Origin of the sequence: Chryseosolibacter histidinae (assembly GCF_018598225.1) — a bacterium.
GTDB classification, from domain to species: domain Bacteria; phylum Bacteroidota; class Bacteroidia; order Cytophagales; family Cyclobacteriaceae; genus Chryseosolibacter; species Chryseosolibacter histidini.
The window spans coordinates 233,446-249,189 of record NZ_JAHESF010000007.1 but is presented as its reverse complement, the minus strand read 5'-3'; the positions used below and the strand labels follow the sequence as shown (position 1 = coordinate 249,189).

General features: G+C 41.7%; 12 protein-coding genes and 1 pseudogene. 12 read left to right on the top strand and 1 reads right to left on the bottom strand.

Features of this window, described 5'->3' with window-relative positions:
- Positions 1 to 2 precede the first annotated feature (2 nt).
- Positions 3 to 317: a multiubiquitin domain-containing protein gene (locus KK083_RS09695; protein ID WP_254162914.1), complete on the bottom strand. Its 315-nt coding sequence runs from the start codon at positions 315 to 317 to the stop codon at positions 3 to 5.
- 243 nt (positions 318 to 560) lie between these two features.
- Between KK083_RS09695 and KK083_RS09690 the strand changes: the two genes are divergently transcribed.
- The 12 genes and pseudogenes from KK083_RS09690 (at position 561) to KK083_RS09640 (ending at position 15,731) form a co-directional block, all read left to right on the top strand.
- A complete protein-coding gene (locus KK083_RS09690) occupies positions 561 to 1,232 on the top strand; it encodes an RNA polymerase sigma factor (RefSeq protein ID WP_254162912.1) in 672 nt (223 codons plus the stop codon).
- Positions 1,233 to 1,260: 28 nt separating this feature from the next.
- Positions 1,261 to 1,560: a hypothetical protein gene (locus KK083_RS09685; RefSeq protein WP_254162910.1), complete on the top strand. Its 300-nt coding sequence runs from the start codon at positions 1,261 to 1,263 to the stop codon at positions 1,558 to 1,560.
- Positions 1,561 to 1,593: 33 nt separating this feature from the next.
- On the top strand, positions 1,594 to 3,789 hold the full coding sequence (locus KK083_RS09680) for a S8 family peptidase (RefSeq protein ID WP_254162908.1): 2,196 nt from the start codon (positions 1,594 to 1,596) through the stop codon (positions 3,787 to 3,789).
- A 119-nt stretch (positions 3,790 to 3,908) separates the two neighbouring features.
- On the top strand, positions 3,909 to 4,652 hold the full coding sequence (locus KK083_RS09675; RefSeq protein WP_254162906.1) for a multiubiquitin domain-containing protein: 744 nt from the start codon (positions 3,909 to 3,911) through the stop codon (positions 4,650 to 4,652).
- Positions 4,636 to 6,021, top strand: coding sequence for a ThiF family adenylyltransferase (locus KK083_RS09670; RefSeq protein ID WP_254162904.1), 1,386 nt, complete (start codon positions 4,636 to 4,638; stop codon positions 6,019 to 6,021). Before KK083_RS09675 ends, KK083_RS09670 begins: the two co-directional genes overlap by 17 nt.
- Positions 6,018 to 6,356 carry a ubiquitination-like system serine protease family protein gene (locus KK083_RS32755; protein ID WP_369074967.1) on the top strand — a complete coding sequence of 113 codons (339 nt, stop codon included), beginning with the start codon at positions 6,018 to 6,020 and terminating at the stop codon, positions 6,354 to 6,356. The genes KK083_RS09670 and KK083_RS32755 overlap by 4 nt, the downstream gene beginning before the upstream one ends.
- Before the next feature lie 39 nt (positions 6,357 to 6,395).
- The gene (locus KK083_RS09665; RefSeq protein ID WP_254162902.1) at positions 6,396 to 7,289 is read left to right on the top strand and encodes a hypothetical protein; all 894 of its coding nucleotides are present in this window, start codon (positions 6,396 to 6,398) and stop codon (positions 7,287 to 7,289) included.
- Between the two features lie 58 nt (positions 7,290 to 7,347).
- Complete coding sequence (locus KK083_RS09660; RefSeq protein WP_254162901.1) at positions 7,348 to 7,881, top strand: lecithin retinol acyltransferase family protein; 534 nt, start codon at positions 7,348 to 7,350, stop codon at positions 7,879 to 7,881.
- Positions 7,882 to 8,302: 421 nt separating this feature from the next.
- Positions 8,303 to 8,514 (top strand): annotated as a pseudogene (locus KK083_RS09655) (hypothetical protein); the annotation flags it as partial.
- Between the two features lie 902 nt (positions 8,515 to 9,416).
- Complete coding sequence (locus KK083_RS09650; RefSeq protein WP_254162899.1) at positions 9,417 to 9,959, top strand: OmpH/Skp family outer membrane protein; 543 nt, start codon at positions 9,417 to 9,419, stop codon at positions 9,957 to 9,959.
- A gap of 5 nt (positions 9,960 to 9,964) precedes the next feature.
- Complete coding sequence (locus tag KK083_RS09645; RefSeq protein ID WP_254162897.1) at positions 9,965 to 10,561, top strand: hypothetical protein; 597 nt, start codon at positions 9,965 to 9,967, stop codon at positions 10,559 to 10,561.
- 1 nt (position 10,562) lies between these two features.
- Complete coding sequence (locus KK083_RS09640) at positions 10,563 to 15,731, top strand: hypothetical protein (protein WP_254162895.1); 5,169 nt, start codon at positions 10,563 to 10,565, stop codon at positions 15,729 to 15,731.
- Positions 15,732 to 15,744: the final 13 nt, after the last annotated feature.

The following is a 15,744-nucleotide window of genomic DNA, read 5'->3' as shown; positions in this document are numbered from 1 at the left end:
TTCTAACCTTCCGTTTGGTCCATCGGAATCGTCATAAAACGTTCGATTCCAGGCTCAGAAAGATCTACTGTTTCGTTTAAACCAATGCGTTTTACAATGCCGCCGCGTAGCTTGAGATTTAGCTGAAATCGTGTTGGCGGGTTTTTTCCAGCTATCATTAAAATTCCCTCACCGGTTATTAAATATTCAGTCAAAGTAATTCTTTGATTATCTACCCTAATTAAATATTGCTGGCCCTTTGGAACGGGCTTACCGCTTTTGCTGAACTCTTCAATGTCAACGACTTGCTTCTTTCCGGCTTGCTTCTCTTTTTCCATTATGATGCTGTTTTCAGTAATTTATACCTGGAAGTGTGACATATATTCTCGCTAACGTGCACAAAAGTGAAAATAATCATTAGCCCAATTTTAAGTGTCACACTTCCAGGTATATAAAAGTACACGGTGTGACCTCGTGATGAACGGCTGTCACACTTTGGTGTATAATAAATTGAGAATTAGGAGCCAAAAAAAATAGAAAGGGGGGTGTTTATGATAACCATAGCGTATAAAATTTAAGTCATGGGAAAAACAATATTGTTGAGGGAAAAAACCGGATTGGAAAATTTAGCCGACGCAGAAATAGTCGAAAGAATGGCCAGTAGATCCTTTGACTATCAGAGGGCGACTGAAGCATTTGCAGAATTTCACAGGAGATATGCAAAATATCTCTACTCCTTATGTGTATATGTTAGTAGGCTGATGCCAGATCCCACAGAGACAGCTATTGAAGTTACGGAAAATGTCCTTATTCGAGTATTTGATTATGCGAAGTCCTACAATCCAAATAAAGCTTCAATTAAGACTTGGTTAAGCGGAATCGCGAGAAATGAATTTAATAGCTATTATTCAGATTATCGCCGGGAACATCCGCTTCAACATCCGGAAGACGAAAAGGAAAACGGTGCAACAGACTCCGATAGAAAGGTTAAGTTCCCTGAGGAAAATGTTGAAATTGACCGTTCTAAAATAAATAGCGAGCGGCTTCAGGTAGCACTGGATTCTCTTGAGCCAATGGCGAAAGATATTGTGATTACTCACATGCTTTACAAGGACATTGATAATCTTGATAGCCAGATCCCCCCTGAAGTAATGAAGGAGTTATGTGAAAGATACAACAAAACTGATAAGGCAATCCGACAAATAAAGTCGAGGGCAATGGCCAAGATAAAATCAATAATGCTTAAAGAATAAAAACACACGACACACAAATTATTGAACCATGAACAAAAAAAAGAAGCAGTCTTTTGAAGAACTTTTGTTTCAAACCATGAAAGATTCAGGTTTGTTATTTCCCGAATCGGATGAGGAAATAGAGAAGTTCGAAGCGCGCTTTACGAAACATCAACTCCCCGAGCAGTTACAGAATCCAGATGAGATATTAAACCGTAATAAGGAAAAAATAACAAATGATCATTCGTTGATTTACAATGCTGCCGCGTTGATTTCAAATGACGACGAATCAGAATCTGCGAAGAAGAAATCGAAACGCAAAACGAGTGGCCCTTCAAAAAAAGGATAACTATAACGGTTAACTGAAATACAATTCACCGATATGGCTAGTGATAATTTCCATTTTAAGATCCCAGAAGATAATATCAGGAATGAGCAATATGAGAAAACTGGCGGAGGTGAAACATTCCAGAGAAACGATCATGCATCACACGGCCAAAAACTGATTCAAGAAACCATAAAAATCAGAGATTTCGAAGCTCAACGAAAGGATTATCGACTAACATCCGATATATTTCTTCAGATTGAAACTCCCAAAGAAATTTCAATTAAGGATGCAAGGCCTAAAGTAGAAAACCTTGGCTTTGAGGTTATAAATTACTCAAAGGCAAACGAATCATTTGGCACAGTCAGAATTAGTAAAGCCAGGTTTAACGAGCTTGAGGAACGTCTTGTAAACTACGCGAACTCTAGTGAGCACATTGGAAAATCATACTTTTCGGTAATAGAAGATCTTTCGAGTGTGCCGGTTGAGAGCAAGATTAAAACCGTAATAAATGCAGATGACAGCGAAGTGCCTATAGTACTTAGTTTGTATAACGTTTTATCGCAGCGAGAGAAGTTCATAATAAACCAGGCGTTAATTCAAGAATTACAAAAGCATACCTCGGAAATTGAGCAGCACACATTTGAGAACGGCATAACGTCTATTGCATGCACTATTAAGCCGAGCATTATTTCTTCAATCGCAAGCGAGTTCTCGACGATAAAGGAAATCAGAAGCAATTACGCTTTCGTCGTGGAAAATTCAACCAATATAGCGGCATTACCTAATCCATTAAAAATCGATCCGCCGGAATCTAATTCAGTCATTTGTATTATAGACTCGGGTGTAAAAAACGCAGGACGGATATTCGACAATTTATTAGCGCACGTCGAAAAAAAGCTACCATCTGGTGCTGTGGATGCAACTTATGACCACGGTACATTCGTAGCGAGTAGATGTGTGTTTGGTGATGATCTGGATGCCTGCCTCGGCACTCATAAACTTAGCCCATATTGCAAAATACTTGACGTCCAGGTTTTTGGCGTTGATGCTACCGGCAAAAAGGTGCCAACGCTGGAGCACAAATTAAGGATTGTTATAGAGGAGATCGTTAAAAAGTATTCAAAAACAACAAAAGTATATAATCTTTCCCTCGGCGCCGAAGACCCAATCAAGGACCACGAATTCTCTGATTTAGCCAAGCTCCTTGATTACCTATCGAAAACGTACCAGGTGTTATTCATTATTTCGGCTGGAAATATTAATCAACTGCTTGGATTATATCCCACAGATCATTTTAAAAATCCTCTCTCTCGAATCTCAAGCCCAGCCGAATCACTTTTGTCCATTACGGTAGGATCCCTTGCAAAGTATTCCGATGGAAACTCAATCGCTCAAAAGGATGAGCTATCGCCTTTTTCGAGAATTGGACCGGGAGCGGACAAGGGAATTAAGCCGGAGCTTTTAGCACACGGTGGAAATCTTATTCGAGTTTACGACAAAGCCCCAAGAGTTTCCACATATGGAATTTCTTCTGATGGAAAAAACTTAGCTGTTGATGTGGGTACAAGTCATGCAGCTCCCTTAATATCATTGGCAGCGCAAAGACTTTTTGACTTATATCCAAACAGCAACCCAAGTTTGGTAAAAGCACTCTTGTGTCACTTTACCAAACCTAAATCAGTACGTACTGGGCTTATTGATGATGGTTACCAGTACTGTGGGTTCGGTGAGCCATCCATACAGGATACAATGGTAGCGTCTGGAAACAATGCAGTGTTTATCTATGAAGGACGACTGAATCAGGAAAATTACCAATTCGTTGGCTTTCATGTCCCGAGCTCGTTCGGGACAAACAAGGATGCCAAGCTTAAAATACGAATAACACTAACATATGACCCGCCAGTTAATCCTGATAATGAAGCAGAATATTCGCAGTCCAGAATTGCAGTACTTCTTCACAAACGTACAGAATTTGGCACCAAGGGCATCACTATAACAGATGAAAAATACCAAGTGCCATGGAACCCAATTATAAAGTTTGAAAAGACATTTTCCAGAAATTATTTAGCCGGACTTTGGGAATTACGATTAAGACTCTTTACAAGAGGTCCTATTAGTGATCAATATAAGCAGGATTACGCTTTGGTGATTGAGATCATCGATGAAAATAATAAAATTGATGTTTACGCGGACATCATGAAAGACTACAAAGACATCTATAAAAAGATACCCGTCCGGGTAGCTGCGTAGCACTTCTAAGTATATATAATTGAATGGTCGCACGACTGAATCCAAGCATCGGTTCGAATAAATAGAACCGCAAGCGATTGTCGGTGTGATTGACAAGTAAACCTAAAATATTTTAAAAAATGAAAAAGGAATTTTCGTTAGAAGAGGACGTAATCAATCTTGAGTGGGCGGCTAAGAACGAAAAGCAACCGCCAAAAGGAAAGAAGTATCAGTACAAAGTTGATGACGCTGAACTTATCAGCGAAACAGAAACCTTGACCGGTAAAGAAATCCTCGAAAGAGCGGGCAAGATTCCAGCAGGCAACTTTATCCTTCGCCAGAAGATAAAAGGTAATTGGATTACCATTAAGTTAAACGACAGTGTTGATTTCACAGAGCCGGGAGTTGAAAAATTCAAAACCTTGCCTAATGATCAAACTGAAGGCGAGAACAGTGTAAAGTCCCTAAAAAGGGACTTTACACTTTTAGAAGAAGACGCCGAATTCTTGAACAGCTTGAAATTACCCTGGGAAGCCGTTAACATTTCGAACACCAATTGGGTATTCGTTCATGACTATTCAGTCGTCGATGGATACAACATTTGTAAGGCGACAATAGGTTTTCGGATAGTCGGAGGCTATCCAACCGCTCAATTGGATATGGTTTATTTCCATCCCAAGCTCGCACGTAGAGATGGTCAACCAATTCTTGCAATATCAGACCTTCAATTACAGGGCAAAATTTTTCAACAATGGTCGCGACATAGGACCGCCGCGAATCCGTGGCGGCCCGGAATCGACAACCTCAGTACTCACTATCCACTCGTGGAGGCATGGCTGTTAAAGGAGTTCGAAAAACGCCCTTATTATGCAAAGACAGCTTAGACTGCAAGAAAAACACTATGTGACCCTCAAAGAACATCTCTTTCCAGGTGATGGAAAGGAGGCTGTCGCAGTTCTTTTGTGTGGTAGGTATGAAGCTAATGAGAATTCGATACTGTTAAGCCATGATCTCATATTGATTCCACATAGCGAATGTGATCGGGCGGAGAATCATGTGAGATGGAGAACTGAAAGATTATTCAAATTCTTTGAGTTGGTCGAAAAGCACAATTTTGCAATCGTAAAAATTCATAGTCATCCAACGGGATATGCGAACTTTTCATCTATAGATGATGATTCAGATACTGCCTTTTTTACTGCGGCATTTAACTGGAGTGAAACGAATAGCTTACATGCCTCATTAGTAATGCTGCCGAATGGTAAGATGTTTGGTCGAGTATTTACACCCCGGCTAACATCTTTTCCGATTGACCGCATTTCTGTCGCCGGAAACGAGTTGTGTATTTGGGATAATGGAGAGTCAAAATTGCAACCTGACTCTTTCGCTCAAAGAACAATACAAGCATTTGGTGAAGGTACTTATGCGAAGTTGAAAAAATTGAAAATTGGAGTCGTTGGGTGTTCCGGCACAGGCAGCCCAACTATCGAACAGTTAGTACGACTCGGCGTGGGGTCTATTTTTCTTATTGATCCAGATGAAATTGAAGATAAAAACCTAAACCGGATCATAAATTCAAAGCAAAAAGATATTGGAAGAAGCAAAGTCGAGGTACTTGCAGAGGTCATTAATAATATGGGTCTCGGCACTACAGTGCGTACTGCTGCCGAAAATTTATTCCATTCCAGAAAAGCACTTTGTGAGTTGATTACTTGTGATGTGATCTTCGGATGTGTAGATTCTATTGACGGTAGGCACTTACTATCTCAGCTAACTAATTTTTATTTAATCCCTTACTTTGACCTAGGTGTGAGATTAATTGCAGATAAAAAAGGAGGCGTAAAAACCGTTGTAGGATCCGTCAATTACATCCAGCCAGGGATGTCGAGTCTTTTCAGTAGGGGAGTGTATACGCAAGAGCGCCTTGCTGCGGAGAGTATGAAAAGAACAGATCCATCTGGCTACCAGGAACTCGTTAATCAAAAATACATTGAAGGGGTTGATGTTGATAGACCCGCCGTGATCAGTGTGAATATGCTTATAAGCAGCATCGCCCTAATGGAATTTCTAAACAGAATTCATCCTTTTAAGGACGATGATGCCGCTAACTATGCTCGGATAATGATTGATTACTGCGGTAGTTGCATAGAAAACCGAAACGAGGACAGTTTTCCTGCAGATCCAATCGCTGTTAAGTGGGCTGGTCGGGGGGATTGTAAACCATTTTTACGAATGCCTGAACTCAATCTATGAATCCACTTCGCTATTTGATTGATTGGTGTCAGCTTTACCGTACTAAAAGAGGGGCGCAGGAATATGCTATAGTAAAAACCGACAATTTTCCTCAGAAGGTAAAAAGGAATGTGATATATATCATTCAAGACGGTGATGTACCAGATACAGTAATCTTTAAATGTCCATGTGGGTGTACATCAGATATTTATTTGAATCTATTGAAGGACACACGACCAAATTGGAACTTCCATTTAAATAAGAAAGGAAAAATAACAATAGTTCCATCGATCTGGAGGAAAGTCGGATGCCAAAGCCATTTCTTCGTACGAAAAAGTAAAGTTTGTTGGGCATAAATTGACAGCGGTTGTCAGGCCCTTTATTTAATATGAAGCATGCATTACTATAAAATACCCTCCACGGTTGTCGATGATAACCTTACAATTGAAGGAATAATGTCAAAGCTTTTCTACAACGATGAAAAGCCTATACAGCTATTGAGAAAGCATAACCTTGAAGAATTGTTCAACAACTCAATTCAAGTAATCAAACTTGAAGTAGAAAAGCGGCCAATAGATTTTGGGAAATTCCGCGACATAGCCTCTAGTGTTCTGGTGTCAGTGAATTCTAAATTGCGTGAGATAACTGATCCATACGAGAAAGGATATTTAGAGTTAATTCTAAAGGAGGTCGCAGACTACTTACTCTCCAAAATTACAAGTGCTGCTGGCAATTCAGGAAAATTAATAATTGAAATTATATCAGCTTTAGAAACTACTTCATTACTAAATGGTTACAACTTTGAGGCGCTCATCGCATTACTACAATTGAACAGGAAAGGCTCAAAGTATTTGGCTTCTCGATTAGACGGTTCATTTTATTACCAATGGAACGGAAATGACAATGATCTCAATGAATTAATTCAAACCTTAAAAGCAGAAGGTTGGATAGCCAACACCAGGGATTTCAAGAAATTATTCACAAATCATGGCGATCAGAACCTTAGGATTGCTTTCTCGCCAGGGAAGATCTATGAGTTACTTGCCTTGTTTGATGAATTGAAGAGTAACGGACTTATAACACCACGTGGATGCAAGGGCCATTTCTATCCACTACGAAGGTACCTGGTTGACCTTGAAAATAATTTTCTTTTCGAAAATGATCCAAAAACCGCTAAAATGATTGCAAAGCGAAATAGAAGTAAATGGGAAAAAATGACAAATACTGCGAAGTCTTGGATTTCCGGCTTTAAGGTGCAAAAAAACACAAAGTTACCTTGGTCAAGGTAACTCAGGGGCACCTGGTTTTTGATATACTTTTGATAAACAATTTTAAAAAATTTAATTTATGAGTATTCACCAATTTATTATTCAATACGGGGTAAGACCAGCTGACGCGATCGTGCTGCAAAAACGATTTTTTGGGATGGTTGACCATTTTGTAATCTATATCGGCATTATTGACCTGCAACATGCTTTTGTTGCAAATTATATACATGGCGTTAGAGTCATATCAAACAATGAGCTTGAAACGTTTTTAGCGCAATTCGCCCCATCAAAAATTGAAAAATACCCGGGCCCTGAAAATCAGAGATCAGAGGCCCTCAAGAGGGCGATGAGTCAAATTGGACAAAAGGCCTATAATTATTTAGCAAATAACTGTGAGCACTTTAAAAATTTTGTTCATTACGGCATAAAGAAAAGCACTCAAGTACAAAAAGCTGGTGGGGTCTTAGCCCTAGGAGGGTTGGGCGTAGCCTTGATGGGGGTTGGTAAAAAGAACGACGGCCTGGCGGTCTTCGGCTTTTTTATAATATTAATTGGAATTATAGTGGCTATTCTTGGTGCACCTCCTGGTCCGAACAACAATCGAAAGCAATAGCAAAGCCGAGCTAAGATTCTATCAAAGACGATATCAAGTTAGAGCGATTAATCACCGTTTACTGTGAATCTTTGTTTTGCCTAAACGAGGATTGCTTTGAGTGCAAGTATTGATTTTGCTCAAACTAAAAACGAATACGACGAGTGAAGATTGTCGTGCACTAAACATCCTTTTAAAATCACCCAACGTCTATTACCCTCACCCCACGCACTTTCCAATTTGCTCACTTTTTCTTACTTTTAACCACATTCGGGATCATCGATTCATAACCTGATTTTGGCCCGGTGCCTATATGGTACCAAAACTTTTCTCAGCACATAAAAAATTGGTAGGCAGGCCGTTGTAAAACATTTACCACTCCCTCCTCCTCCGACAGGAATTAGAGGATTAACGATTACCTGAAAGAGATTGCGGTGTATGCGTGGTGGAACCGAAAGATCTGAAGTACATGGACGTTGCGCCTAACGAGATCCTATCGGTGGCTGCGTCCCTGATCCCCTTCCTGAAGCGTGACGATGCTAACCGCGCCCTTATGGGTTCGAACATTCAGCGTCAGGCAGTGCCCCTGATGAAACGTGAAGCCCTATCGTGAGAACAGGCCTCGAAGGACAGGTAGCCCTCGACTCACGTGCACGCATGGCATTACCAAGAACATAACCTTCCACACACATCGCCAAGACGAAGAAAAAAACGAATTGGTCCGGGCTACTAATGCGGAAGACATTGACCGTCCCAGAGAAACCGATGCTGCAAAAAGAGGATAGTACAAACGAAGAAAAGCCTATACAGTAAGGAAATATATAGTAACCGAATTGATCGGCGCATTTTATTCTTAAGGAATGGCGTGTGATAAGAGAGCGCGAACACGAGCTTGGAAGTCCGGGGTACATTGCTTTACAGGAACGCCTTATCCATCCTGCAAAAGGAAAGCGGAGTTCTTTGTATCCGGAGATCAACGGTTGCCCGTGGGTGAACGGACAGCGATCAAAAAAACTGTCTGCTGACAAGCGCAATAAATTAAATAAGCTGAGCTTTTCGTGGGCGGGAGAAATAAAACAAGAGATGGCAGCAAAGGGTCGATGCGTACGTGGAACTTAAAAAGAAGAACAAGCTTCATACGTTGAGAGCCAATATACCACTCTACTCCTGGCGTTATCAGCAACGCAAGAACTTTCAAAGGCTCCCGCGCGAAAAGAAAGAAGTACTGTTAAAATTAGGGATCGTGAATCGTTAAATTAATTTGATTTCTTTTTACACCTTTAACCAGTTAGTAAAAAATTACTATTGATTCTTTTGCGGTTTTAGCGTTACTTGGCGCGATTTAATACCTTATAAATACCCCCTTCAGCATGAATTTTTCCCTCCAGGCACTCCGTTATCACATACCTTCCTTTGCAAACGTTTGAATAATTGCAATTAATAACGCAATTGCTGGATAAGGTCTGTCACAACCTGTCACAGCCATTGCTCACATTTGCCGGACAAGGAAAGTCAAGTTTGAAATCTTAAAAATTAAACAGGAACAAATATCAATCATGAATCAGAGATCAATTGTAGAGATCGTATTTAAGGCAACAGTGATTGCGGGTTTGCTGATCGTAATAGCGTTACAGTTCGATAAAAAGGAATCCATCGTATATGTAGACTCCATTAAGCTCGTGAATGGTTACAAAGGCATGCAGGCCGCCCGGAAAGAATTGGAGATGAAGAGTGCCGCCTGGAAGGCCAACCTCGACACGTTGAGAACAGAGCTGGAAGGAAAGATCAAGGAATACGAAGCAGGCAAAGCGCGTCTTGGTGTAAAAGAAAAAGCCCTTACAGAGGAACTGATCCGCACCAAACAGGAGCAGTATATGAATTATCAAAATATTATAGCTGAGAAAATCCAGAAAGAAGACCAGGAACTTACAACAAAGGTGCTCGGCAAGGTGAATGATTACATCAAAAAGTATGGCGAAGACAAGGGCTACGCCATCATTATGGCCGCGACTCAGTATGGCAATATCGTCTATGCAGAAAAGGGCATGGATATCACGGACCAGGTGCTGGAAGGATTGAATAAGGAACTGACGAACTAGGCTGTATGAGAGCGCTGTTGATTATTCTCGTATGTTCCGGATTGCTATCGTGCGGAAGCAGAAGCATTGTTTCAGAGCAGGAACTGAAAGACTACATCATAAATCCCGACCATGGCTTGTGTAGAAGGGAAGCAAAGAACGGCATCGATATGGAAGTAGTCTATCGGCCGTCAGAATTGGTGGCCGCGCAACAGGTTGCTGGTGTAACCGATCAGAAGGAGCGGGAGAAGATCATCAGGAACTTTGACAGCCTTGCGTATTTTGTTATCAAGCTTTCGCGGAACGGGCAGGAGATCGAGAATGCTTACGCTTCTGACAACGACAAGTTTTTGCAGGCAACGAGCTATTTGTCGTCCGGCATTGCGCAGGATCTGTACCTGGTGAACAAGGGAGATACGATCCGTGCGCTGGATGCGGTGTACACGCGTATGTTCGGCGCAGCAACGGCTACTACGGTGATGGCTATTTTCGATACCAATGTAAAAGACCTGGACGGATCCCTGACCTTTTGTTTTGGCGACACCGGCCTTGGCCTCGGTCTTAACGAATTTGAATTTTATACAAACGATATAAATAAAGCACCCACTTTAAACCTCAACTAGCATGAAATTTCTACGCAACCGGTTTGTAAGCCGGACGATCTCAGTTTTTCTTTTATTGATTTTTGTGCAGTCGCTGATTCTTCCCAGTGGAGCTATTGCGTTCACAGGGCCGCATCAGCCTGAGTATGTTTCATATGAAGCGCCAGGTTCCACAGATATGGTAAACTTATTGACGGGTGATTTTTCTTTCAGCTTGCCTGTGCTTGAAGTTCCTGGGCCGGAAGGTAACTTCTCACTTCCGTTATCATACAATGCTGGGATAGGGCTGGAACAGGAAGCGTCCTGGGTGGGTCTGGGATGGTCAATGAATGCTGGTGCTATTACCCGCTCCATTAACGAATTCCCAGATGACGCATCAGGTGAATATCAGATGGTCAATGTACAAGATCTTACAGGCCTGAGAGGATGGAATGCAAGAAATCTACTTTTGGGAAATATGGGCTGGAATAATCAAAAGGGACACTATGGAGCACTTAGTCTTTTGAGCATTGTTAATGCTGACTGGAATGAGAATTCAAGTTCAGTTGGCGTGATTGGGTTAAACGTTGCCAGTAAGGGTTTTGAAGTGGATCCAGTTCAGTTTGCTTCTGGTGTAGCCACTATTTTAAGCTGGGGTGCCGTGGGTGCAGCGGCAGGGTCAGCGTCTGCGGCAAGAACTGCAGTAGCCAAGCAGATCATGGTAGATGCGGTCTCAAATGTAGCATTTTCAGGTGTTGCTTCCCTGGCTAATGGTAATTCTCCGAATGCACCTGCGGCGGGTTATTGGCAATACAGTAAAACGGAAAAAAAGAATTGGGGATTGAAAATTCTTACGGGATTCATGGATAATGTAAATGAATACAAGATTTGGCTTGATCAGACCAGGGTAGAAGATATGTATGGTACATTATATCTCGGAAATGCACAGGCTGATACTTTTACCAAAAACTTATTTAACCTGTCTGTTGGCGTAGGTAAGGATGGAACGGAAGAGACAATAATGGCCTTCCGCAAGACTGCCAGTGGAGGCAGTGGTACACTATTCAATCAGGGAGCGGCAAGTGATATTAACTATGGGGAAAAAAATTATGTCAATTTTAGGGAAAGCAACACCCCTGCAATTCTGGCAACTGACAATTTCTCTGTTAAAGCTCCGGGATTATCAGGCTCAATTGCGCCTTACAGGCTTGAGGTGGGATCGGTTTCCCTTCCAAGGGAAATGACAAAATACCATGACCGGCTTGCTCCTGTTCAATACCTCCTTAATGATGGAACGGAGACGTCGTATAAAGTTCCCTTCAAATACAGGGGACAAGTTTCCAGCAAATACTACCATCATTCAGGAGATGCGACTAATGTAACATCTCCTGGATTTAACTGGGGCCTCGGATGGACTATTGTAGATAAGGGAGCAAACAGTCCAAGACGACTCCGGTATGACCTGAATGACGTTGTATTGAAAAATCAGCGCATAGCAAGTTCAGTTAACGCGGCCAGAAAAATTCCTGCAGCACGACATATAGAATGGTTGTCTAATGGAGAAATTGCCGCTTCTACTACTTATTCCTCCGGATTTCTTGATTTTCTAACGGGTCAGGACCGCGTTAATTTCAGGACAGGCACCAAAACCTCATATGCTCTTGTCAAGAGTAGTAATTTTTCTCATGTTGTATCTAATGTTCCTTCAAACTTCATTACATCGAACAGCATCGGAAATGGAAGCTTGCTTGATTTTACAATATCCTTTTATGCAAGTGAAGAAGATATGTCTAATGGAATCACATCTTCCATTGTAGAATTGCAGGAAGTTCCAGTGACAGGCGCCACGGCAACTTCGATCCAGACTGATCCTTCCGGACCATTATCAGGCTTTTCGGGTTATGCGGATATTGAAATAAGGCCAAGCACCACATCAATACCAGACGGCGTAAGTGGAACAGCTATAGGTGGATTCTCGATAACCCGTGAAGATGGAACAACATATCATTTTGCTTTGCCTGTGTACGATAGTGATTCATACCTTGAGGTCAGGGATGTATCAGATGCGAACAAAAAGTCAATCATTAAAAGACCGGGCGCCTTTGCCAATACATGGTTGTTGACGGCGGTAACTGGTCCGGATTTTATTGACAGAGATCAGAATGGTATGGTGAATGACAATGATTGGGGGCATTGGGTCAAACTACACTATGGAATGCACAGCGACGCATATAACTGGAGAATTCCCTATGATGGATACAGAAGAGATGCTTTAGGCAAAAGTCAGTCATACCAGCGTGGTAGAAGCCAGCTTATTTATCTCAATAGTATTGAGACAAGATCTCACATGGCTCTTTTTAAGAAAAGTGTCCGCGCCGATGGTCGATCAATTAAGGTAAAAGCCAGTGAATCGTTTGTGAGTCCCTTAAAACTGGATGAGATTATATTATTGTCGAAGGAAGGCTATAAAAAACTCACGTCGTCTTTGGGCATGCAAGACCATACCAACAGGATTGATCGAATGTTTACTGTATCCAGCATTACCGCTTCAATGCAGGATTTTATCAATAAAAATGCGGAGAAACGGATTCAGTTTTCTTACAACTATAACCTTTGCAAAGGAGTGCCCAATACCAACAATGGCTCGCCCAATAATGGTAGACTCACTCTTAACAGAATTTCCATCGTTGGTCGTAATAATGTCAAGATCGTACCCGATTACATATTTTCATATGATCAAAACAATCCTAACTATAATATGAGTTCATGGGATGGTTTTGGAATGTATACTACGAATACCACTACTCATAAACCAGATCAGAATGATGCATCAGCAAAAGCCTGGTCTCTCGCTGAAATCACTACGCCGCTAGGCTCCAAGATAAGAGTCAACTACGAAACGGATGACTACTCAAGCATTTCAGGAATGTCTGTAGGGGACTCTTATTTCTTTAATAATACTCCTGGTCCTGGCGGTAATACGTCGAATCCGCAACTTATTATAGTTCCGCATGAAGGGACCATACAGGCTGGCGACCAGATAGATATGACCGGGTTTGCAACCTGGATGTGTAATGGAGATGACATTACCATTTTCAATAAAGCTTTCAGCGGTACTTATACCGTGAGTAACGTAGATGATGATCATGTACTTATTACCGAGGATTTTCTTGAAATCGATCGCGGGAATTGTGCCCAAATTACGTTTTTCGAGTTCTCTGGGTCGATTAAAAAGAACCGAATTGCAAAAAAGGGCGGTGGGATTAGAGTAGGGTCAATTGTTGCGCAAGATGAATTTGGGCAAAGCAATAAAAAAATACGCTATCTCTATAATACCCCGGAAGGACATAGTTCTGGCGTGATCTCGCAGGAGCCTGCCTTTGTGGGAGGTAGTTTTACGAGCAGTATCGGCTACCCTGTTACGCCTGTGGTGTATGGTTCAGTTTCAGTGCTTACCGGAAGGTTATCGGATGATATGGACTTTCATACCAGGCAGGTATACGAATTTGAGACACCCAAAACTGAGCACTATGTACAAGATGAAGGTACTCCCATTGCACTTAAATTGTTGATTGATGAGAACGCTTTCTTGGTGCCAGAACTTAATAATGCCATCATTGAAACCAAAGATTACCTTTCTGCATTTCAGAATAAGATATCGGACAGGACGAGCAAGATCGGAACTTTAAAATCAATAAAAATCTTTGATCACGTTGGCACCGAGATATCCTCGAGTTCGCTTAGTTACACTCACGAGATCTCGAATAATGGTATTCAAGGTTATCAGGGAACATACACAGGAGGAACGATCATGGTTGATAGGATACCGGTCGATTTTCAAACCTATCACAAGATTAACCGCACCACCGTCATTGAATATCCCTGGGTTTTGGAAAAAATTGTTAACTCAAAAGATGGACTGCAAACTGAAATGAAGAATCTGAGCTGGGATCCATTGACGGGCTCGGTAGATCAGGTATTAAGCAAGAGTTCCTTGGGTGTATATGTAAAAAAAGTGACGATTCCTGCTTACAGGATATATGGTGAAATGGGATCGAAGGCTGAAGGACAGGGAAAAAAGAACATGTTATCACAAACAGCAGCTATCTATAACTATAGAACAGATGCATTAGGCATCCCCACAGGATTGATTAGTGCTGAGATTCAAACCTGGAAGAAAGATTGGACAAACTACAGGTATTACAATCAGGGTCTCTATGTTGAAAACCCGCAACAACCTGAGAGTGCAGCTAATCCTGTATGGAGAAAAGGCCCGGCTTATGTTTGGAAAGGAAAGTATTCAAAACTCAACGTTAGCGCTACATTGAACAAGCCGAAAGATGGAACCCAAACGTTTTCCCCTTCAGATCAGTTTGATTTTTCTGCAGGGCCAACGGACCTCTGGCAATACACCGGCGAGGCACTTCGTTTCGATCACTTCGGGATGCCGGTTGAAACAAAAGACCTGAATGGCATTCGCTCGGCCGTTAAAACGGGCTACGGCGAACGCACCGTTATTGCATCCGCCACAAACGCTGGATACCATGAGATTGCCTTCAGCAGTGCAGAAGATCTTTTCTACCCGACCCCGAACAACCCTTATTTTGGAGGAGAGGTTGCGCTGGAAAATGGTACCGTCAAATATTTAAGCAAGGGACAAACCAGCTCAACACATACCGGCGATGCCGTCGTGGCGGTTTCATCCGGGCACTCGTTTGTCTTTAGAACATCCGGTCTCGCTGCACAAAGCAATTATAAATCCAGTGTATGGACTAACAATACGAATGGTAGAATTTATTACAAGATTAATGGAGGAGGCGAGATCGTACCTTCCAATCAGACTATTTCTGCTGTCGTTAACGGATGGTACCGTGTCGATGTGGTGCTTCCTAAGCAGTCATCTGACTATTCCCTTGAAATCGGCGTGAAATCAGCGAATGGCTCAGAAGTATACTTTGATGATTTCCGTTTCCAACCCGTGAAATCAATTATGACCTGTTACGTCTATCCTCCTTTGGATTTTGAATTTACGAATAGCTCGGCAACTTTTTCGAGTTTCAATTACGTGCTTAATAATGAAAATGTGTTCATCAAGTTTGAGCATAACGAGCGAGGTGTATTGGTCAGGACCTACAGTGAATCAATCATGTATGGTGTGAAACTGATTTCAGAGAGCAAAGATAATTATCGTAGGTCTACCTTGCTCGATTAAAACGGAGACTTGA